This is a genomic window from Geodermatophilus sp. CPCC 206100 (assembly GCF_048569675.1).
In the GTDB taxonomy this organism is placed as follows: domain Bacteria; phylum Actinomycetota; class Actinomycetes; order Mycobacteriales; family Geodermatophilaceae; genus Geodermatophilus.
Genome location: NZ_JAQISV010000006.1, coordinates 16,834 through 37,568 on the forward strand (window position 1 = coordinate 16,834; position 20,735 = coordinate 37,568).

Below are 20,735 nucleotides of genomic sequence, written 5' to 3' on the forward strand. Positions count from 1 at the left end.
GCCATGTCCGCCGTCCCCGCCGCCGAACCTGCCCTGGACCCCGCCGTCGCCGGCCTGCTGCGCCGCGACCCGGCCGGCCTGGTCGCCGCCGTCGTCCAGCAGCACGACTCCGGCGAGGTGCTCATGGTGGCCTGGATGGACGACGAGGCGCTGCGCCGCACCCTGACCACCGGCCGCGCGACCTACTGGTCGCGCAGCCGGGCGGAGTACTGGGTCAAGGGCGAGACCTCCGGGCACCGGCAGTGGGTGCGGGAGGTCCGGCTGGACTGCGACGGCGACGCGCTGCTGGTCCGCGTCGACCAGGAGGGCCCGGCCTGCCACACGGGCACCCGCAGCTGCTTCTCCCGCCCCCTGGAGGTGACCGGTGCGGCTCGGTGAGACCACGCCGTCGCGCGAGGAGTTCGCGGCCCTCGACCAGCCGGTCACCCCGGTCACCCGCCGGCTGCTGGCCGACGGGGAGACCGCCGTGGGCATCTACCGGAAGCTGGCCGGCAACCGTCCCGGCACGGTGCTGCTGGAGTCCGCCGAGCAGGGCAAGCAGTGGGCGCGCTACAGCTTCGTCGGCGTCCGCAGCGCCGGCGTCCTGACCGAGCGGGACGGCGCGGCGCAGTGGCTCGGCCAGCGGCTGCCCGGCCTCACCGACGACCTGCCGGCCGACCCGCTGGCCGCCGTCCGCACCCTGGCCCGCCGGCTGCGCTCCCCGCGCGACCCGGAGCTGCCCCCGCTGACCGGCGGCCTGGTCGGCTACCTGGGCTACGACGTCGTCCGGCGGCTGGAGCGGCTGCCGCAGCGGGCCACCGACGACCTCGGCATGCCCGAGGTCGCCCTCATGCTGGTGACCGACCTCGCCGTGATCGACCACACCGACGGGACGGTCCTGCTGATCGCCAACGCGTTGCGGGGCGCGGGGGAGCCCGGCACCGGCTGGGACGACGCCGTCGCCCGGCTCGACGCGATGGCCACCGACCTCACCAAGGCCGCACCGCACGGGGTGGCCACCTTCGCCACCGCGGAGGCGCCGCCGGTGGTGAGCAACATGGCCCCCGGGGTGTTCGAGGACGGCGTCGAGCGGGTCCGCGAGCACATCCGCGCCGGCGACGCCTTCCAGGTGGTCCTCTCCCAGCGGTTCGAGGTGCCGACCGAGGTCGACGCGCTCGACCTCTACCGGGTGCTGCGAGCGACCAACCCCTCGCCGTACATGTACCTGCTGCGCTTCGCGGGCCGGGAGTCGCCCTTCGACGTCGTCGGCTCCTCGCCGGAGGCGCTGGTGACGGTCACCGGGACCTCGGCCGTCGTCCACCCGCCGGCCGGCACCCGCCCGCGCGGGGCGACCCCGGAGGAGGACGCCCGGCTGGCGGAGGGGCTGCTGGCCGACCCCAAGGAGCGGGCCGAGCACGTGATGCTGGTCGACCTGGCCCGCAACGACCTCGGGCGGGTCTGCGTGCCGGGCACCGTGGAGGTCCCCGACTTCATGCGGGTCGAGCACTACAGCCACGTCATGCACCTGGTCTCGACCGTCGCCGGCCAGGTCGCCCCGGAGTGGGACGCCTTGGACGTCGTCGACGCCACCTTCCCGGCCGGCACCGTCTCCGGCGCCCCGAAGCCGCGGGCGATGGAGATCATCGAGTCGCTGGAGCCGACCCGGCGGGCGCTCTACGCGGGCACCGTCGGCTACGTCGACGCCAGCGGCGACCTCGACATGGCCATCGCCATCCGGACGGCGGTGCTGCACCAGGGCCGGGCCTACGTGCAGGCCGGGGCGGGCGTCGTGGCGGACAGCGACGCGGCCACCGAGGAGGCCGAGACCCGGCACAAGGCCCGCGCGGTGCTGTCGGCGATCGCGACGGCCGAGGGGATGCGGGAGCTCCCGTGAGCCGCTCGACCCCCGTGTCGGCTCCGGCGGGCGGGGATGGACCGTGGGCACCGTGAGCGGGCAGCGGCGGGAGCTGGCCGCCGCGGTGGCCGGGACGGCGCTGGCCGGCGCGCTGGCCCTGTCCGCGGGCGGGCAGACCTGGGTGACGGCGACCGTGGCCCGGCCCGAGCCGCTGCCCCCGACGACCGCGGAGCTGGGTGGGAGCTCGCTGGCCCCGCTGGTGTCCGCCGCGGGACTGCTGCTGCTGGCCGCCGCGGTGGCCCTGCTGGCCGTCCGCGGCGCGGGCCGGTGGGCCGTGGGGCTGCTGGTCTCCGTCGCCGGGGGCGTGCTCGCCTGGTCGGGTCTGCGGCCGCTGGTCACCGACGTCGACGGGAGCGTGGTCGCGGCCCTGGGGCCGGGCACCCGCGCGGCGGGGCTCACCACCGAGCTGTCGCCCGGCTGGCCGCTGCTCGCCCTGGTGGCCGGGGTCGTCGCCGTGCTGGCCGGGCTGCTCACCGTGCTCCGGGGCCGGGGGTGGCCGGGCATGGGGCGTCGCTACGAGCGGGCCCCTGCGGACGGGGCGGGCGATGCCGCGGCCGCTCCGGCCCGCCCCCGTTCGGACGAGGACCGCGCCCTGGACGCCTGGCGCGCCCTCGACCGCGGCGAGGACCCGACCGAGTCCGCGACCGAGACCCGCTGACCGCCGGACGGCGAACCCCGGGCCCTACCCGGGACGTCACGGCTCAACCGGAGGTCGGTGGCCCCGCGGACGGCGGGCCCCGGCGCCGCCTCTACAGTGGGGCTCCGGACGGGTCCCGGCCGGGGCCGCGCCCCGCAGGGGCAGACCGACGATCAGCAGCGGGGAGGACGCGTGTCCGTGCTCGACGAGATCGTCGCCGGTGTGCGCGAGGACCTGGCGGCACGTGAGGCGGACACTCCGCTGGCCGAGGTCAAGGCCGCGGCCCAGGACGCGCGACCGGCCCGCGACGCGCTGGCCGCGCTGCGCGCCCCGGGCGTCGGGGTCATCGCCGAGGTCAAGCGGCAGAGCCCGTCGAAGGGGGCCCTCGCCGACATCCCGGACCCCGCCGTCCTGGCCGGGCAGTACGCCGACGGCGGCGCCCGGGTGATCAGCGTGCTCACCGAGCGGCGCCGGTTCGGCGGCTCCCAGGCCGACCTCGCCGCCGTCCGGGCCGCGGTGGACGTGCCGGTGCTGTGCAAGGACTTCGTGGTCACCAGCTACCAGGTGCACGAGGCCCGCGCGCACGGCGCCGACGTCGTGCTGCTCATCGTGGCGGCGCTCGAGCAGAACGTCCTCGTCGGCCTGCTGGAGCGGGTCGAGTCGCTGGGGATGACCGCGCTCGTCGAGGTGCACACCGAGGCCGAGGCCGACCGCGCGCTGGCCGCCGGCGCCGCGGTGATCGGCGTCAACGCCCGTGACCTCACCACCCTCCAGGTGGACCGCTCCACCTTCGAGCGGATCGCCCCCGGACTGCCCTCCGAGGTGGTCAAGGTCGCCGAGTCCGGCGTCCGCGGGCCGCACGACCTCCTCAGCTATGCCGCCGCCGGCGCCGACGCCGTCCTCGTCGGCGAGGGGCTGGTGACCGCCGGCGACGCCCGCCAGGCGGTCGCCGACCTGGTGACGGCCGGGTCCCATCCGGCGACGCCGCGCACCACCCGCTGAGCCACCGGGTCCCCGGCGGCCGACGGGTCGGCTGAGCCGGCTCCTGCGGCGTCGTCGTCGCTCCTGCGGCGGTGCACCGCCGCAGGAGCGGGCAGGCGACCGCAGGAGCCGGAGGTGAAGCCGGCCGGGCTCACCGCGAGCCTGTGAGCGGTGGGGGGCAGGGAGGTCCCTACGCTGGGGGCATGACGACGACCAGCCCCCCGCAGCCCGGAGACCAGCTCTCGCCGGCGCGCCCGGGCTGGCCCGACGCCACCGGCCACTTCGGCGTCTTCGGCGGGCGGTTCGTGCCCGAGGCGCTGATCGCCGCCCTCGACGAGCTCACCGACGCCTACGCGGCGATGCGCGCCGACCCGGCGTTCCACGCCGAGTTCGCCCGGCTGCAGCGGGACTACACCGGCCGCCCGAGCCCGATCACCGAGGTGCCGAAGTTCGCCGAGCACGCCGGCGGAGCGCGCGTGCTGCTCAAGCGCGAGGACCTCAACCACACCGGCTCCCACAAGATCAACAACGTGCTCGGCCAGGCGCTGCTCACCCAGCGCATCGGCAAGACCCGGGTGATCGCCGAGACCGGCGCGGGCCAGCACGGGGTCGCCACCGCGACCGCCGCCGCGCTCATGGGGCTGTCCTGCACCGTCTACATGGGCGAGGAGGACACCCGCCGCCAGGCGCTGAACGTGGCCCGCATGCGGCTGCTCGGGGCCGAGGTCATCCCGGTCACCACCGGCTCGCGCACGCTCAAGGACGCGATCAACGAGGCGTTCCGCGACTGGGTCACCAACGTCGAGACGACGAACTACGTCTTCGGCACCGTCGCCGGGCCGCACCCCTTCCCGGAGATGGTCCGCGACTTCCAGCGGGTCATCGGCGACGAGGCCCGGGCCCAGGTGCTCGAGCGGGAGGGCCGGCTGCCCGACGCCGTCCTGGCCTGCGTCGGCGGCGGGTCCAACGCGATCGGGATCTTCACCGCCTTCGTGCCCGACGACGGCGTGCGGCTGGTGGGGCTGGAGGCCGGCGGCGACGGGCTGGAGACCGGCCGGCACGCGGCCACCATCACCGGCGGCTCGCCGGGCGTGCTGCACGGCGCCCGCTCGTTCCTCCTGCAGGACGAGAACGGCCAGACCATCGAGTCGCACTCGATCAGCGCCGGCCTGGACTACCCGGGCGTCGGGCCCGAGCACTCGTTCCTGCACAGCATCGGCCGCGCCGAGTACCGGCCGGTCACCGACGCCGAGGCCATGGAGGCCTTCGCGCTGCTGTGCCGGACCGAGGGGATCATCCCGGCGATCGAGTCCGCGCACGCCCTGGCGGGCGCGATGACGCTGGGCCGGGAGCTGGAGGGGCGGGTGGGGGACCGACAGGCGCTGCTGCTGGTCAACCTCTCCGGCCGCGGCGACAAGGACGTCGAGACGGCGTCGCGCTGGTTCGGCCTCGGCGACCGCGACTCCGCCGCCCCGGGCGCCGGCCTCGACGAGGACCAGCAGCCCACCGAGGGCGCCGTGACGTCCGGGGACGCGGTGGCCGGACAGGACGCGGGGGAGACGGCATGAGCCTCTTGGCGAAGACGATCGCGGCCGCGCGGGGCGAGGGCCGGTCGGCGCTGGTCGCCTACCTGCCGGTGGGCCACCCGAGCGTGGACGAGTCCATCGCGGCCATGGTGGCCGCGGTGGAGGGAGGCGCCGACGTCGTCGAGGTCGGCGTCCCCTACAGCGACCCGGGCATGGACGGCCCGGTGATCCAGCAGGCGGTGGACGTCGCCGTCCGCGCGGGCGTGGGCATGCGGGACGTGCTGAGGGCGGTGGCGGCGGTCGCCGCCGCGGGCGCCGTCCCGGTGGTCATGAGCTACTGGAACCCGATCGAGCGCTACGGCGTCGAGCGGTTCGCCACCGACCTGGCCGCCGCCGGGGGAGCGGGGGCGATCACGCCCGACCTCATCCCGGAGGAAGCCGGCGAGTGGCTGGCCGCCGCCGAGCGGGCCGACCTCGACCGCGTCTTCCTCGTCGCGCCGTCGTCCACCGACGCCCGGCTGGCATCCACCACCGCGGCCTGCCGCGGCTTCGTCTACGCGGCCTCCACGATGGGGGTCACCGGCACCCGGGCCAGGGTCAGCGACGCCGCCGAGGAGCTGGTGGCCCGCACGCGGGCCGCGGCTCCCGACCTCGCCGTCTGCGTCGGCCTCGGGGTCTCCGACGCCGGCCAGGCCGCCGAGGTGGCCGGCTTCGCCGACGGCGTCATCGTCGGGTCGGCGTTCGTCCGCACCCTGCTGGAGGGTGCGGGCCCCCAGGGCGTGCGGGCGCTGGCGAGCGAGCTGGCCGAGGGCGTGCGCCGCCCGGCGGGCGGTCCCGCGTGAGCATTCTCGCGGCGATCCCCAGCCCGACGCAGGGGGTCTGGGAGCTGGGGCCGCTGCCGATCCGCGCCTACGCGCTGTGCATCATCGCCGGGATCATCGCCGCCGTCTGGCTCACCGACCGGCGCTGGCGGGCCCGGGGCGGGGCGGAGGGCGACGTCCTCGACATCGCCGTCTGGGCCGTTCCCTTCGGGATCATCGGCGGCCGGCTGTACCACGTGATCAGCAGCCCGCGGCCGTACTTCGGCGAGGGCGGCGACCCGGTCCGCGCCTTCGCCATCTGGGAGGGCGGCCTGGGCATCTGGGGCGCGATCGCGCTCGGCGGCGTGGGGGCGTGGATCGCCTGCCGCCGCCGGGGCATCCCGCTGCCGGCGTTCGCGGACGCCATCGCCCCCGGCCTCCTGGTGGCCCAGGCGATCGGCCGGCTCGGCAACTGGTTCAACAACGAGCTCTACGGCGGCCCCACGGACCTGCCGTGGGGGCTGACGATCCACGACTGGAACGGCACCGGCGCGGTCCTCGGCGCCGACGGGCAGCCCGTCGTCCTCGGCACCTTCCACCCGACGTTCCTCTACGAGCTGCTGTGGAACCTGGCCGCGGCCGCGCTGGTGATCTGGGCCGACCGCCGCTTCCGGCTGGGCCACGGCCGCGCGTTCGCCCTCTACGTCGCCAGCTACTGCGCCGGCCGGCTGTGGATCGAGCTGCTGCGCAGCGACCCGGCCGAGACCTTCTTCGGGGTCCGCCTCAACGTCTTCACCGCGGTCGTGGTGGGGCTGCTCGCGGTGGCCTACCTGGTCTGGCAGCGCGGCCGGCCACGCGAGGTCATCACCCGCGGACGGGACCAGCGCGAGGCCGCCGGCACCCGTCCCGGGGCGGCCGACGCCGCTCCCGCGGTGCCCGTCCGCGGCGCCGACCCCGCCGACGAGGAGGCACCTGTCGAGGCCGAGCCGCAGCGGCGCGAGGAGCCCTGACCGCGACGCGCCGGATGTGATGTTCGACCGGGTGTTGGCCCTGTTACAGCTGTGTACCCTTCCCCCCAGACCTCCCAGTGATCCTGGCGGGGTCCGACGTGTCGGAACCGGGCCAGTGCCGCCCCGCGGACGACAGCCCCGGGGGCACCACCCCCGAGGCTCGCGAGCCTGAGCCGGTCCGGTGATCCGACTGACCACCGCCGCTCCCGCTCTCCCGCAGTGCCGCCCCTCCGCCCTCTGACCTCCGGCCCGGGCTCCCCGCCCCCCACCCGCCCCGTCCCCGCCGACGGCCCTGGGTGGTGCGCCGACGACGGGAGTGTCATGTCCCAGATCTCCGCCCCCGCCGGCACCGCCGTCCCGTTCTCCGCCGTGCCCCCGGCCGCCGGCCTGTACGACCCGGCCCACGACAAGGACGCCTGCGGCGTCGCCTTCGTCGCCGACGTGCAGGGCCGCCGCTCACGGAAGATCGTGGCCGCCGGGCTCACCGCGCTGCACAACCTCGACCACCGCGGCGCCGCGGGCTCCGAGCCCAACTCCGGGGACGGCGCCGGCATCCTGACCCAGGTGCCGGACGCGCTGCTGCGCGCCGAGGTCGACTTCGACCTGCCGCCCACGGGCGAGTACGCCGTCGGCATCGCCTTCCTCCCCGTGGACGAGGAGGAGCGGGCCGCCCGCGTCGCGGACGTCGCCCGGCTCGCCGCGGAGGAGGGCCTCACCGTCCTGGGCTGGCGCGAGCTGCCGGTCGACCCCGACGGCGCGGACGTCGGCCCCACCGCGCGCGCGGTCATGCCGCACTTCGCCCAGCTGTTCGTCGCCGAGACGATCGGCGCCCGCGCCGACGCCCGGGCCTTCGGCGGCAACGCCGCCGTCAACGGCGTGACCCGGTTGGAGCGGCGGGCGTTCGTGCTGCGCAAGCGCGCCGAGCGGTCCGCCACCGAGGCGGGCAGCTCCCTGTACATCACCTCGCTGTCGTCCCGGACCGTGACCTACAAGGGCATGCTGACCACCGACCAGCTGCCCGCGTTCTTCCCCGACCTGCGCGACGAGCGGTACGAGTCGGCGATCGCGCTGGTGCACAGCCGGTTCTCCACCAACACCTTCCCCAGCTGGCCGCTGGCCCACCCGTTCCGGCTGATCGCGCACAACGGCGAGATCAACACCATCAAGGGCAACCGGAACCGGATGCGCGCCCGCGAGGCGAAGCTGGAGACGGCGCTGTTCGACGGCCCCGCCGGCCCGGCGTCCGAGCTCGGCCTGGACCGCGTCTTCCCGGTGACCGCCAGCGACTTCAGCGACTCGGCCACCTTCGACGAGGTGCTCGAGCTGCTGCACCTGTCGGGCCGCTCGCTGCCGCACGCGGTGCTCATGATGATCCCGGAGGCGTGGGAGAACCACGACGAGATGGACCCGGCCCGCCGGGCCTTCTACCGGTTCCACTCCTCGATCATGGAGCCGTGGGACGGGCCGGCCGCGGTCGCCTTCACCGACGGCACGCTCATCGGCGCCGTCCTCGACCGCAACGGCCTGCGCCCGGGCCGCTGGTGGCACACCCGCGACGACCTGGTGGTGCTGGCCAGCGAGGTCGGCGTCCTGGAGATCCCCGACGCCGACGTGGTCGCCAAGGGCCGGCTGCAGCCGGGCCGGATGTTCCTGGTCGACACCGCGGCCGGGAAGATCGTCTCCGACGAGGAGGTCAAGGGGGCGCTCGCGGCCGAGCACCCCTACGAGGACTGGCTGCACGCCGGTCTCGTGCACCTGCCGCAGCTGCCCGAGCGCCGCCGCGCCCGGCCCAGTCACGAGTCCGTCGTCCGCCGGCAGCAGCTGTTCGGGTACACCGAGGAGGACCTGCGCGTCCTGCTCACCCCGATGGCCTCGACCGGCGCCGAGCCGATCGGCTCGATGGGCACCGACACCCCGGTCGCGGCGCTGTCGGACCGCTCGCGCCTGCTCTACGACTACTTCGGCCAGCTGTTCGCCCAGGTGACCAACCCGCCGCTGGACGCCATCCGCGAGGAGCTGGTGACCAGCCTCGGCCGCACCTTCGGTCCCGAGCAGAACCTGCTGCAGGCCACACCGGCGTCCTGCCGCCAGGTGTTCCTGCCCTTCCCGGTCATCGACAACGACGAGCTGGCCAAGATCCTGCACATCGACGACGACGGCGACCTGCCCGGCTACGCCGCCGTCCGGATCACCGGCCACTTCGACGTCAACGGCGGCGGGGCGGCGCTGGCCGCGGCGATCGAGCAGCTGCGCACCAAGGTGAGCAAGGCGATCTGCGCCGGCGCCCGGGTCATCGTGCTCTCCGACCGCGACTGCGACGAGAAGCGCGCCCCGATCCCGTCGCTGCTCATGACCGCCGCGGTCCACCACCACCTGGTGCGGCAGAAGACCCGCATGGAGGTCGGGCTGGTCGTCGAGTCCGGCGACTGCCGCGAGGTCCACCACGTCGCGCTGCTGCTCGGCTACGGCGCGGCCGCGGTCAACCCGTACCTGGCCTTCGAGTCGATCGAGGACCTCATCCGCGGCGGCGACCTCACCGGCATCGAGGCGGCCCAGGCCAACCGCAACGTGGTGAAGGCGCTCGGCAAGGGCGTCCTCAAGGTCATGAGCAAGATGGGCATCAGCACCGTCGGCTCGTACACGATGGCGCAGATCTTCGAGGCCGTCGGCCTGTCGCAGGAGATCGTCGACGAGTACTTCACCGGCACCTCGTGCCCGCTCGGCGGCGTCGGCATCGACGTCCTCGCCGAGGAGGTGGCCATGCGCCACCGCCGGGCCTACCCGGAGAACCCGACCGAGCGGGCGCACCGCCGGCTGGAGACCGGCGGCGAGTACCAGTGGCGCCGCGAGGGCGAGGTGCACCTGTTCAACCCCGAGACGGTGTTCCTCCTGCAGCACGCCACCCGATCGCGGCAGTACGAGGTCTTCGAGCAGTACACGCAGACCGTCGACCAGCTCTCCGAGGAGGCCGCGACGCTGCGCGGGCTGTTCAGCCTCCGCACCGGCGTGCGCCCGCCGGTGCCGCTGGAGGAGGTCGAGCCGGTCAGCGAGATCGTCCGGCGGTTCTCCACCGGCGCGATGAGCTACGGCTCCATCTCGCAGGAGGCCCACGAGACCCTCGCGATCGCCATGAACCGGCTGGGCGGCAAGTCCAACACCGGTGAGGGCGGCGAGGACCCCGACCGCTTCGTGCCCGACCCCAACGGCGACCTGCGCCGCTCGGCGATCAAGCAGGTGGCCAGCGGCCGGTTCGGCGTCACCAGCGAGTACCTGGTCAACGCCGACGACATCCAGATCAAGATGGCCCAGGGCGCCAAGCCCGGCGAGGGCGGCCAGCTGCCCGGCCAGAAGGTCTACCCGTGGGTGGCCCGCACCCGGCACTCCACGCCGGGCGTCGGCCTGATCAGCCCGCCGCCGCACCACGACATCTACTCGATCGAGGACCTCAAGCAGCTGATCCACGACCTGAAGAACGCCAACAACGAGGCGCGGGTCCACGTCAAGCTGGTCAGCGAGGTCGGGGTCGGGACGGTCGCGGCCGGCGTGAGCAAGGCCCACGCCGACGTCGTCCTCATCTCCGGGCACGACGGCGGGACCGGCGCGGCACCGCTGACCTCGCTCAAGCACGCCGGCTCGCCGTGGGAGCTGGGCCTGGCCGAGACCCAGCAGACGCTGCTGGCCAACGGCCTGCGCGACCGGATCGTCGTGCAGTGCGACGGGCAGATGAAGACCGGCCGCGACGTGGTCATCGCCGCGCTGCTGGGCGCCGAGGAGTACGGCTTCGCCACCGCTCCGCTGGTGGTCTCCGGCTGCGTGATGATGCGCGTCTGCCACCTCGACACCTGCCCGGTCGGCGTCGCCACCCAGAACCCGGAGCTGCGCAAGCGGTTCACCGGGCGGCCGGAGTTCGTCGTCACGTTCTTCGAGTTCCTCGCCGAGCAGGTCCGGCAGTACCTGGCCGAGCTGGGCTTCCGCTCGCTCGACGAGGCCGTCGGCCACGCCGAGCTGCTCGACACCCGCAAGGCGGTCGACCACTGGAAGGCCGCCGGGCTGGACCTCACGCCGATGCTGGCGGTCCCGGAGCTGGCCGAGGACGCGCCGCGGCACCGGGTCCGCGCCCAGGACCACGGCCTGGACGTCGCCCTGGACCAGACGCTCATCCAGCTGTGCGAGGGCGCGCTGCTCGACGCGCGGCCGGTGAGCCTCGAGCTGCCGGTGCGCAACGTCAACCGGACCGTCGGCACGATGCTCGGCTCGATGGTGACCCGCCGCTTCGGCGGGGAGGGGCTGCCCGACGGCACGATCGACCTGACCTTCACCGGGTCGGCCGGCCAGTCGTTCGGGGCCTTCCTGCCGCGCGGCATCACCATGCGGCTGTTCGGCGACGCCAACGACTACGTCGGCAAGGGCCTGTCCGGCGGCCGGATCGTCGTCCGCCCCGCCCGCGAGGCCGGGTTCGCCGCCGAGGACAACGTCATCGCCGGCAACGTCATCGGCTACGGCGCCACCGGGGGCGAGGTCTTCCTCCGCGGCCGGGTCGGCGAGCGGTTCTGCGTGCGCAACTCCGGCGCGCTGGCCGTCGTCGAGGGCGTCGGCGACCACGCACTGGAGTACATGACCGGCGGCCGCGCGGTGATCCTCGGCTCGACCGGGCGCAACATCGCGGCCGGCATGTCCGGCGGGGTCGGCTACGTCCTGGACCTGGCCCGCCACCGGGTCAACACCGAGATGGTGGACGTCGACCCGCTGGACGGCGGGTCCGCGCAGTGGCTGCGCGACGTCCTGGTGCGCTACGCGGCCGACACGCAGTCGCCGGTCGCCGCAGCGCTGCTGGCCGACTGGGGCCGCTGGTCCGAGCGGTTCAGCGTGATCATGCCGCGCGACTACCGCCGCGCGCTCGAGGCCCGGCGCGCCGCCGAGGCCGCCGGAACCGATGTGGACAGGGCAGTGATGGAGGCCGCACGTGGCTGACTCGACCGGTTTCCTCAAGCACCAGCGGGCGCTGCCGCCGCGCCGCCCGGTGGACGTCCGGCTGCTCGACTGGAAGGACGTCTACCTGACCCGCGGGACGGGTGAGGACGAGGTCTTCCCGGTGGCGGCGGTGCGTCAGCAGGCCGCGCGCTGCATGGACTGCGGCATCCCGTTCTGCCACCACGGCTGCCCGCTGGGCAACCTCATCCCGGAGTGGAACGACCTCGCCCGCCGCGACGACTGGACCGAGGCCATCGAGCGGCTGCACGCCACCAACAACTTCCCGGAGTTCACCGGGAAGCTGTGCCCGGCGCCCTGCGAGGGCTCCTGCGTGCTGAACCTGCAGGAGTCGCCGGTCACGATCAAGCAGATCGAGTGGGAGATCATCGACCAGGCGTTCCAGCGCGACCTGGTCGCGCCGGTGCCCCCGCAGGAGCACACCGGCAAGAAGGTCGCCGTCATCGGTTCCGGCCCGGCCGGGCTGGCCGCCGCCCAGCAGCTCACCCGCGCCGGGCACGAGGTCACCGTGTACGAGCGGGCCGACCGGGTCGGCGGGCTGCTGCGGTACGGCATCCCGGAGTTCAAGATGGAGAAGGCCGTGCTCGACCGGCGGCTGGACCAGATGCGGGCCGAGGGCACCCGGTTCGTGACCGGCGTCGAGGTCGGCGGCAGCGGCGAGGACGACCTGTCGGCCGAGCAGCTGCGCGCCGAGTACGACGCCGTCGTCCTGTCCGGCGGCGCCACCGTCGGCCGCGACCTGCCCGCCCCGGGCCGGGAGCTGCACGGCATCCACCTGGCGATGGAGTACCTGCCCCACGGCAACCGGCAGGCGCTCGGCGAGCTCGACGACCCGCCGATCAACGCCCGCGGCAAGCACGTCGTGATCATCGGCGGCGGTGACACCGGCGCCGACTGCCTGGGCACCGCGCACCGGCAGGGTGCGGCGTCGGTGACCCAGCTGGAGATCATGCCGGTGCCGCCGGACCGCCGGGCCGACAACAACCCGTGGCCGACCTACCCGATGATCATGCGGGTCTCCAGCGCCCACGAGGAGGGCGGCGAGCGGCTCTACAGCGTCAACAGCGAGCGCTTCCTGGGTCACGAGGAAGAACCCGCCCAGGGCACCGTGCGCGCGCTGCTCATCCACGACGTGGAGCGGGTCGACGGCCGCTTCCAGAAGGTCGAGGGCAGCGAGCGGGAGCTGCCGGCCGACCTGGTGTTCCTCGCCATGGGGTTCACCGGGGCGCAGCGCGAGGGCCTGGTCGAGGCCCTGGGCGTGGAGGTCGACGGGCGCGGCAACGTCGCCCGCGACGGCGAGTTCATGTCCACCGTCCCGGGCGTCTTCGTCGCCGGCGACATGGGTCGCGGCCAGTCGCTGATCGTCTGGGCGATCGCCGAGGGGCGCGCCGCGGCGGGCGCCGTCGACACCTGGCTGACCGGGGCCTCGATGCTGCCGCGACCCGTCACGCCCACGATGGTCGCGCTCCGCTAGACGGAGGACCCCCTCCCTCGCAGGCTCGGGGCGGTGCCCTGGAGGGGGCCGCCGGCCGAGGCCGGGTCCCGCTCCCATGGGAGCGGGATCCGGCCCGGGGCGTCTCCCCGGGCTATGTGAGCGCTCACAGGGGGCCTCCCCGCGAAGCGCGGGGGAGCCGGATAGCGTCTGCGTCATGTCGCGTCGCGCCAAGATCGTCTGCACGCTCGGGCCGGCGACCAGCTCGCTGGAGCAGGTCACCGCCCTCGTCGAGTCCGGTATGGACGTCGCCCGGCTGAACTTCAGCCACGGCGCGCACGCCGACCACGAGCGGGCCTACCGCATGGTCCGGGAGGCCTCCGACCGCACCGGCCACGCCGTCGCGATCCTCGCCGACCTGCAGGGCCCCAAGATCCGCCTCGGCACCTTCGCCGACGGCCCGGTGCTGTGGGAGACCGGCAGCCGCATCTGCATCACCATCGAGGACGTCCAGGGCACCGCCGAGCGCGTCTCGACCACCTACAAGGGGCTGGCCTCCGACGCCCGGGTCGGCGACCGGCTGCTCGTGGACGACGGCAAGCTCGCGCTCTCGGTGGTGGGCGTGGACGGCCCCGACGTGTGGTGCCTGGTCGTCGAGGGCGGCGAGGTCTCCAACAACAAGGGCCTGTCGCTGCCCGGGGTCGCGGTGAGCGTGCCGGCGCTGTCCGAGAAGGACGCCCAGGACCTGCGGTTTGCCCTCCACCTGTCGGTCGACTTCATCGCGCTGTCGTTCGTCCGGTCGCCGCGCGACGTCGAGCTGGTCCGCGACATCATGCGGCAGGAGGACGTCTCGGTCCCCGTCATCGCCAAGCTGGAGAAGCCCGAGGCGGTGGAGAACCTGGAGGCCATCGTCGAGGCCTTCGACGGGGTCATGGTCGCGCGCGGCGACCTTGGCGTGGAGCTGCCGCTGGAGCAGGTGCCACTGGTGCAGAAGCGCGCCGTCCAGGCGGCCCGGGAGCGCAACAAGCCGGTCATCGTGGCCACCCAGATGCTCGAGTCCATGATCAGCAACTCGCGGCCCACCCGCGCCGAGGCCTCCGACGTCGCCAACGCCGTCCTCGACGGCGCCGACGCGGTGATGCTGTCCGGGGAGACGTCGGTCGGCCGCTATCCGATCGCCGCCGTCCGCACCATGGAGCGGATCATCGCCGCGGTCGAGGGCGGGGACGCCGGCGTCCCGGACCTGCAGCGCCGGTCCCGGTCGCGGTCGGGGGCGATCGTCCGCGCCGCCAAGGACGTCGGCGAGACCATGGACGTCAAGGCGCTGGCGACGTTCACCCAGACCGGCGACACCGCCCGCCGGCTCGCCGCCCTCCACCCCCAGCAGCCGCTGCTGGCCTTCACCGTCGACGCGCGGGTGCGCAGCCAGCTGGCGCTGTCCTGGGGCGTGGAGACCTTCCTCGTGCCCTCCGTGCAGCACACCGACGACATGGTGCAGCAGGTGGACTTCTCGCTGCTGTCGATCGGCCGGCTCAAGGAGGGCGACCGGGTGGTCGTGGTCGCCGGCAGCCCGCCCAACACGGTCGGCTCGACCAACCTGATCCGCGTCCACGAGGTCGGGACCGACTCGTGAGCCCGGGCGGGGACGGCGACAGCCAGGCCGCCGCGCTCCTGCAGGTGCTCGACCTCGAGGAGCGGGAGACCGACGTCTTCGTCGGCCAGACGCCGACCACGCGGCTGCAGCGCATCTTCGGCGGCCAGGTGGCCGGCCAGGCGCTGATGGCCGCGGGACGGACGGTGCCGGCCGAGCGCGGCGTGCACTCGCTGCACTCCTACTTCCTGCGCCCCGGAGACCCGCACGAGGAGATCCGCTACGCCGTCGACCGGATCCGCGACGGCCGGTCGTTCACGACCCGGCGGGTCCTGGCCTGGCAGCGCCGCAAGGGCGAGGACGTCGCGATCTTCGCGCTGACCGCGGACTTCCACGCCCCCGAGCCGGCCGTCGTCGAGCACTCGCTGCCGATGCCCGTCGTCCCGGCACCGGAGGAGCTGCCCTCCCTCGCCGAGGCAGCCGCCCGGCACGGCAAGGAGGGCTCGGGGGCCATGGAGATCAGCCGGGCGGTCGAGCAGCGGCTGCTCGAGGACCCGTTCGAGGGGCGGGCCAAGCAGCCGCCGGACACCTCCATCCGCGTCTGGATGCGGGTCGCCGGCCGGTTGCCCGACGACGCCGCCGTCCACGCCGCGGCGCTGACCTTCGCCAGCGACCTCACGCTGCTCGGCGCCGGGCTGGCCCGCGTCGGCGGGTGGCAGGACCGCTACGCCGGCGCCAGCCTCGACCACGCGGTGTGGTTCCACGCCCCGGTGCGCGCCGACGACTGGTTCCTCTACGAGACCGACAGCCCCGCAGCCTCCGGCGGGCGGGCGCTGTGCCTCGGCCGGGTCTGGTCGGCCGACGGCACGCACGTGGCCACGGTCGCCCAGGAGGGGCTGCTGCGCGCCATCGCGCGCTGAGTCACCGCGGGGCGTCGGCGTCCGCCGGCACGGCCGCCTCCGGGGCCTCCAGGCCCCGCTGCGCCCCGGCCTGTGCCGCGCTCTCGTCCTGGCTCGCCGGGGCCTCCGCCGGGACGGCCGCGCTCTCCGCCGCGACGGCCGGGGCCTCCGCCGGGACGGCCGCGGTCTCCGCCGCGACCACCGGGAGCTCCGTCGGGCCGGGAACGGCGGGGACCGTGCCCTGCGCGCGTCGCTCGGCGGCCAGGCGGGCCCGCTCGGCGGCGGACTCGGCGAAGTCCGCGGCCAGCCAGTCGTGGCCCTGGCACAGCAGCGTCCACGCCCGTTCGACGTGCGCGCGGGTCGTGGTGGGCGCGCCGACGGCCACCCGGAGCACGACCTGGCCGCGGACCGTGGTGTGGGTCAGGAACACCTCGCCGCCGTCGTTGAGCTGCTCCAGCAGGGTCATGGTCGCGACGTCGGCGTCGACGTCCGCCGCCCAGCGCGGGCGCAGGCAGACCAGCGACAGCGGGTGCGGGGTGGCGACGTCGAACCGCTCGTCGGCGTCGGCCCAGGCGGCGAGTTCCTGGGCCAGGGCCACCCCGGACCGGACGTGCGCGCGCAGCCCCTCGGCGCCGTACCAGCGCAGCACGAACCACAGCTTCAGTGCCCGGAACCGGCGGCCGAGCTCGATCTGCCAGTCGCGGTAGTCGACGACGGCCCCGGTGTCGGTGGCGGCGTTGCGCAGGTACTCGGGGAGGATCGCCAGCGCCCCGGTGAGCGCGCCCCGGTCGGCGACCCAGAAGAGGGTGGCGTCGAAGCCGGTGAGCAGCCACTTGTGCGCGTCGGTGGTGTAGCTGTCGGCCCACTCGACGCCGGCCTGCAGGGTCCGCAGCTCGGGCGCCACGGCGCTCACGCCCGCGTAGGCGGCGTCCACGTGCAGCCAGACGCCGGCGTCGCGGCAGATCGGGCCCAGTTCCGCCAGCGGGTCGATCGCGGTCGTCGACGTCGTCCCGACCGTGGCGCAGACCAGCACCGGCTGGAAGCCGCGGGCCGTGTCGCGCTCCAGCCGGGCCTTCAGCGCCTGCGGGCGCATGGCGAGATCGCCGTCGACCTCGACGATGCGGACGGCGTCGGTGCCCAGGCCGGCCACCCGGACGGCCTTCTCCATCGACGAGTGGGTCTCCGCGGAGACGTAGACCGTGTACTCCTCCGGCCGCACCCCCTGCCGGACGGTGGCTCCGCCGCTGGCCCGGTGCAGGGCCGCCAGCAGCGCGACGAGGTTGGCGCCGGAGCTGGAGTCCTGCACGACGCCGCCGCCGGTGCCGGTGGAGCGGAAGGACTCGGGCAGGCCGAGCAGCTCGGCGAACCAGTCCATGACGTGCTGCTCGAGCTCGGTGGCGGCGGGGCTGGTCACCCACGACATCCCCTGCACGCCCAGCCCGGAGGAGACGAGGTCGCCCAGCACCGACGGGCCGGAGGTGTTGGCGGGGAAGTAGCCGAAGAACCCGGGGTGCTGCCAGTGCGTCAGACCCGGCAGGACGACGCGGTCGAGGTCGGCCAGGACGGCGGAGAAGGGCTCGCCCTGCTCGGGCGGTGCGGCCGGCAGCGACTCGCGGACGTCGCCCGGCGCGGCGGGGGAGCGGACCGGGAAGGTGCCGATGCGGGTCCAGTAGTCGGCGATCCAGTCGACGACCTCGTGCCCGTGCCGGCGGAACTGCTCGGGGGTCATGTGCGGGGGCGTCGGCGAGCTCACCGTGCCACCGTATGGCCGCCGTCGCGGCACCCGACGGCTGGCCCCGGCGCGTCGTCCCGGCGGGGCGCTCCGGAGGTGGGCGGGTCCGCGAGCCGGCACGCGACGCGGCGGCTCCGCCGGCAGGTCGATGAGTTCCGGGCCGGCGTGCGGTCAGAGCCTCGAGCACCTGCCGGGGGACCGGCGGGCCCGCACGCGGAGGAGACGCATGGCCACGCTGATCTACTCGATGATCACCTCGCTGGACGGCTACGCCGAGGCGGCGGAGGGCGACCTCGGCACCGGGGCCGAGGACCCGGAGGTGCACACCTTCATCGGCGACGTCTTCCGCCCGGTCCGCACGTTCCTCTACGGCCGGCGGATGTACGAGACGATGGTGTTCTGGGAGACCGCGCACACCCTGCCCGACGCGCCTCCGCACATCCTGCAGTACGCCCGGGACTGGCAGGCCGCCGACAAGATCGTCTACTCCACGACGCTGGACTCGGTGTCGAGTGCGAGGACGAGGATCGAGCGGACCTTCGACCCGGACGCGGTGCGCCGGCTCAAGGCCGAGTCCGACCACGACCTCAGCGTCGACGGCCCGAACCTCGCCGCCCAGGCGATCGCCGCGGGCCTGGTGGACGAGTACCACCTGCTCATGACGACCAACGTGGTCGGTGGCGGCAAGCGGTTCTTCCCCGACGGCGTCCGCCTCGATCTGGAGCTGGTCGAGCAGCGCGCCTTCGCCAGCGGTCTGATCTACGCCCGCTACCGGACCCGCTGAGCCGGCACCCGGCGGCGGCGGGGCGGCCCGGCCCCTCCGCTCCGCGGAGCAGCGGTGAGCTCCCGGACGTGCCCCCGGTGCGACTCGAACGCACACTGCGCGGGTTTTGAATCCGCTCCCTCTGCCGATTGGGGTACGGGGGCGTGCCTGCACCGGCTGTCCGCGCAGCGTAGCCGGGCGGAGTGGACCCCCTGGCATCGCTAGGCTCCCGCGCGTGAGCAGCGAGTCGATCCGGGTTCTGATCGCCGAGGACGAGGCGCTCATCCGCCTCGACCTCAAGGAGATGCTCGAGGAGGAGGGGTACTCCGTCGTCGCCGAGGTCGGCGACGGGCAGCAGGCGGTGGACCGCGCCAGCGAGCTGCGCCCCGACCTCGTCGTCCTCGACATCCAGATGCCGGTGCTCGACGGGCTCTCGGCGGCGGAGCAGATCGCCTCCGCGCGCGTGGCCCCGGTGATCGTGCTGACCGCGTTCAGCCAGCGGGAGCTGGTGGAGCGCGCCCGGGACGCCGGCGCCATGGCCTACCTGGTGAAGCCGTTCTCGAAGAACGACCTGGTGCCCGCGATCGAGGTCGCCCGCGCCCGGTTCGCCGAGCTGGCCGCCCTCGACGGCGAGGTGCGCACCCTGGAGGAGCGCCTGGAGGCCCGCAAGGTCGTCGAGAAGGCCAAGGGCAAGCTGATGGCCGACGAGGGCATGACCGAGGCCGAGGCGTTCCGCTGGATCCAGCGGGCGGCGATGAACGAGCGGACGTCGATGAAGGCGCTCGCCCAGCGCATCCTCGAGCCGCAGGCCGCGGGGGACTCCGCCGCGGAGTGAGTGACCCCCGTCGCACCGGGGACCGCGTGCCCGCGCTGGTGTGTCCGGCCGGGATCCGGGAGGTCACAACCCCATCACGGTCCGGTCGACGCCTCTTCCGGGCCCGTGAGCAGCAGCTACCTTCCCCCCACTGATCGGGTCACCCGGCTGGGCTGACCGAGGCACGACCGACACCACAGTGGGAGTTGTTTGATGCGCACAGGCATCCTCGCCCGGACCGCCGCCGTCTCCGCTGCGGCCCTGCTCGTCCTGACCGCGTGCAGCGGTGGGGACGACGAGGGCGGCAGCGCCAGCGGCGGTGGCGACGGCGGCGGCGAGAAGCAGGTCAACGTCTACGGGTCCGACGGCAACATCGGCAACGGCCTCGGCGAGCGCATCAGCGGGGAGGGCGCCCTGCTCGGCATGAAGGGCACCCTGCCGCTGACCGAGCTGTCCGGGGACTTCCGGGAGCGGCTGCTGCAGGTCAACCCGAACCTGGTCGACTTCAACTACGCCCAGGAGACGTACGACGCCATCGTGCTCACGGCGCTGGCGGCCCAGATGGCCGGCACCAACGACGCGAACGTGTTCAAGGCCTACGTCAACGGGATCACCTTCGGTGGCGACAAGTGCGCGGACTTCGCCTCCTGCCTCGAGCTGGTCAACGCCGGCAGCAACCCCGACTACGACGGCCAGTCCGGCCCGCTGGCGTTCACCGACGCCGGTGAGCCGTCGCGCGCCAGCATCGGGATCCAGACCTACGGGGACGACAACCGGATCGACGACAGCCAGACCCGGTACGTCCTGCCCGGCGACGAGGCCAACGCCAGTACCGACGAGGGCCCGGCCCCGGTCGCGGCCGGCGCCACCTCTCCGGAGCCGCTGATCATCGGCACGCTGCTGCCGGAGACCGGCAACCTCGCCTTCCTCGGCCCGCCGGAGATCGCGGCCGCGCAGCTCGCGGTCAACGACATCAACGCCGCCGGCGGCGTCCTCGGGCAGCAGGTGCAGCTCATCCAGCGCGACTCGGGTGACACCTCCACCGACATCGCCACGCAGTCGGTCGACGCGATGCTGCAGGCCGGCGTCAACGCGATCATCGGTGCGGCGTCCTCGGGCGTGAGCCTGACGGTCATCGACACCATCACCGGTGCCGGCGTCCTACAGTTCTCCCCGGCCAACACGTCGGACCAGTTCACGACGTACAACGACAACGGGCTGTACTTCCGTACCGCCCCGCCGGACGTGCTGCAGGCCGAGGCCCTGGCCGACCTCATCATCGAGGACGGCAACAACACCGTCGGGATCCTCGCGCTCAACGACCCGTACGGCACGGGTCTGGCGGAGAACGTCGCCAACAACCTGCAGGCCGCCGGCCTCGCGGAGGGCGACATCGAGTCGATCATCTACGACCCGCAGGCTGCCAACTTCGACTCCGAGGTGCAGCAGATGGTGGACTTCAACCCGGACGCGATCGTGGTGATCGGGTTCGACGAGTCCTCGCGGATCATCGACGGGCTCAACCAGAACGGCATCGGCCCGCAGCGCTGAGCTGAGGACCTCCCGGGTCTCTGACCCGGGGACCGCTCCACCCAGTGGCCCGGCACCGCACGGCGGTGCCGGGTCACTGTGCGTCCGGGGCCGGCGGGTGCAGGCGGCGCCGTCCA

At 74.3% G+C, this 20,735-nt stretch carries 15 protein-coding genes and 1 tRNA gene; 14 read left to right on the forward strand and 2 right to left on the reverse strand.

Annotation, left to right across the window (positions count from 1 at the left end; all coding sequences use genetic code 11):
* The first annotated feature begins 3 nt into the window (after nucleotides 1-3).
* The 11 genes from hisI (at nucleotide 4) to PGN05_RS03380 (ending at nucleotide 15,780) form a co-directional block, all read left to right on the forward strand.
* Nucleotides 4-378 carry a phosphoribosyl-AMP cyclohydrolase gene (gene hisI / locus PGN05_RS03330; protein WP_419751103.1) on the forward strand — a complete coding sequence of 125 codons (375 nt, stop codon included), beginning with the start codon at nucleotides 4-6 and terminating at the stop codon, nucleotides 376-378.
* Nucleotides 365-1,873 carry an anthranilate synthase component I gene (locus PGN05_RS03335; RefSeq protein ID WP_419751104.1) on the forward strand — a complete coding sequence of 503 codons (1,509 nt, stop codon included), beginning with the start codon at nucleotides 365-367 and terminating at the stop codon, nucleotides 1,871-1,873. The genes hisI and PGN05_RS03335 overlap by 14 nt, the downstream gene beginning before the upstream one ends.
* Nucleotides 1,874-1,916: 43 nt before the next feature.
* Complete coding sequence (locus PGN05_RS03340; RefSeq protein ID WP_419751105.1) at nucleotides 1,917-2,552, forward strand: Trp biosynthesis-associated membrane protein; 636 nt, start codon at nucleotides 1,917-1,919, stop codon at nucleotides 2,550-2,552.
* 171 nt (nucleotides 2,553-2,723) lie between these two features.
* A complete protein-coding gene (gene trpC / locus PGN05_RS03345; protein ID WP_419751106.1) occupies nucleotides 2,724-3,533 on the forward strand; it encodes an indole-3-glycerol phosphate synthase TrpC in 810 nt (269 codons plus the stop codon).
* 182 nt (nucleotides 3,534-3,715) lie between these two features.
* Complete coding sequence (trpB, locus tag PGN05_RS03350; RefSeq protein ID WP_419751107.1) at nucleotides 3,716-5,080, forward strand: tryptophan synthase subunit beta; 1,365 nt, start codon at nucleotides 3,716-3,718, stop codon at nucleotides 5,078-5,080.
* Complete coding sequence (trpA, locus tag PGN05_RS03355) at nucleotides 5,077-5,880, forward strand: tryptophan synthase subunit alpha (protein ID WP_419751108.1); 804 nt, start codon at nucleotides 5,077-5,079, stop codon at nucleotides 5,878-5,880. The genes trpB and trpA overlap by 4 nt, the downstream gene beginning before the upstream one ends.
* A complete protein-coding gene (lgt, locus tag PGN05_RS03360) occupies nucleotides 5,877-6,848 on the forward strand; it encodes a prolipoprotein diacylglyceryl transferase (RefSeq protein WP_419751109.1) in 972 nt (323 codons plus the stop codon). Before trpA ends, lgt begins: the two co-directional genes overlap by 4 nt.
* 321 nt (nucleotides 6,849-7,169) lie before the next feature.
* Entirely contained in the window at nucleotides 7,170-11,819 is a 4,650-nt protein-coding gene (gene gltB, locus PGN05_RS03365; protein WP_419751110.1) for a glutamate synthase large subunit, read from the forward strand.
* Nucleotides 11,812-13,311, forward strand: coding sequence for a glutamate synthase subunit beta (locus PGN05_RS03370; RefSeq protein ID WP_419751111.1), 1,500 nt, complete (start codon nucleotides 11,812-11,814; stop codon nucleotides 13,309-13,311). The genes gltB and PGN05_RS03370 overlap by 8 nt, the downstream gene beginning before the upstream one ends.
* A 175-nt stretch (nucleotides 13,312-13,486) precedes the next feature.
* Nucleotides 13,487-14,902, forward strand: coding sequence for a pyruvate kinase (gene pyk / locus PGN05_RS03375; protein ID WP_419751112.1), 1,416 nt, complete (start codon nucleotides 13,487-13,489; stop codon nucleotides 14,900-14,902).
* Nucleotides 14,899-15,780 (forward strand): acyl-CoA thioesterase, encoded by an 882-nt coding sequence (locus tag PGN05_RS03380; protein WP_419751113.1) that lies wholly within the window; start codon nucleotides 14,899-14,901, stop codon nucleotides 15,778-15,780. Before pyk ends, PGN05_RS03380 begins: the two co-directional genes overlap by 4 nt.
* Nucleotide 15,781: 1 nt before the next feature.
* Here the strand turns inward: PGN05_RS03380 and PGN05_RS03385 are convergent, their stop codons facing one another.
* A complete protein-coding gene (locus PGN05_RS03385) occupies nucleotides 15,782-17,512 on the reverse strand; it encodes an aminotransferase class V-fold PLP-dependent enzyme (protein ID WP_419751114.1) in 1,731 nt (576 codons plus the stop codon).
* A gap of 205 nt (nucleotides 17,513-17,717) precedes the next feature.
* On the opposite strand from PGN05_RS03385, the gene PGN05_RS03390 reads away from it, so the two are divergent.
* Nucleotides 17,718-18,275, forward strand: coding sequence for a dihydrofolate reductase family protein (locus tag PGN05_RS03390; protein WP_419751115.1), 558 nt, complete (start codon nucleotides 17,718-17,720; stop codon nucleotides 18,273-18,275).
* Nucleotides 18,276-18,344: 69 nt separating this feature from the next.
* Here the strand turns inward: PGN05_RS03390 and PGN05_RS03395 are convergent.
* Nucleotides 18,345-18,418, reverse strand: a tRNA-Leu gene (locus PGN05_RS03395).
* Between the two features lie 71 nt (nucleotides 18,419-18,489).
* Here PGN05_RS03395 and PGN05_RS03400 point away from each other — a divergent pair.
* Together PGN05_RS03400 and PGN05_RS03405 are read left to right on the forward strand one after the other, a co-directional pair.
* Nucleotides 18,490-19,089, forward strand: coding sequence for an ANTAR domain-containing response regulator (locus PGN05_RS03400; protein WP_419751116.1), 600 nt, complete (start codon nucleotides 18,490-18,492; stop codon nucleotides 19,087-19,089).
* A 192-nt stretch (nucleotides 19,090-19,281) separates the two neighbouring features.
* Nucleotides 19,282-20,619 carry an ABC transporter substrate-binding protein gene (locus PGN05_RS03405; protein WP_419751117.1) on the forward strand — a complete coding sequence of 446 codons (1,338 nt, stop codon included), beginning with the start codon at nucleotides 19,282-19,284 and terminating at the stop codon, nucleotides 20,617-20,619.
* The last annotated feature ends 116 nt before the right edge of the window (nucleotides 20,620-20,735 follow it).

Coding starts and splice junctions, on each gene's coding strand:
- hisI (WP_419751103.1), top strand. CDS start 4: ATGTCCGCCGTCCCCGCCGCCGAACCTGCCCTGGACCCCGCCGTCGCC.
- trpB (WP_419751107.1), top strand. CDS start 3,716: ATGACGACGACCAGCCCCCCGCAGCCCGGAGACCAGCTCTCGCCGGCG.
- trpA (WP_419751108.1), top strand. CDS start 5,077: ATGAGCCTCTTGGCGAAGACGATCGCGGCCGCGCGGGGCGAGGGCCGG.
- gltB (WP_419751110.1), top strand. CDS start 7,170: ATGTCCCAGATCTCCGCCCCCGCCGGCACCGCCGTCCCGTTCTCCGCC.
- pyk (WP_419751112.1), top strand. CDS start 13,487: ATGTCGCGTCGCGCCAAGATCGTCTGCACGCTCGGGCCGGCGACCAGC.
- PGN05_RS03390 (WP_419751115.1), top strand. CDS start 17,718: ATGGCCACGCTGATCTACTCGATGATCACCTCGCTGGACGGCTACGCC.
- PGN05_RS03405 (WP_419751117.1), top strand. CDS start 19,282: ATGCGCACAGGCATCCTCGCCCGGACCGCCGCCGTCTCCGCTGCGGCC.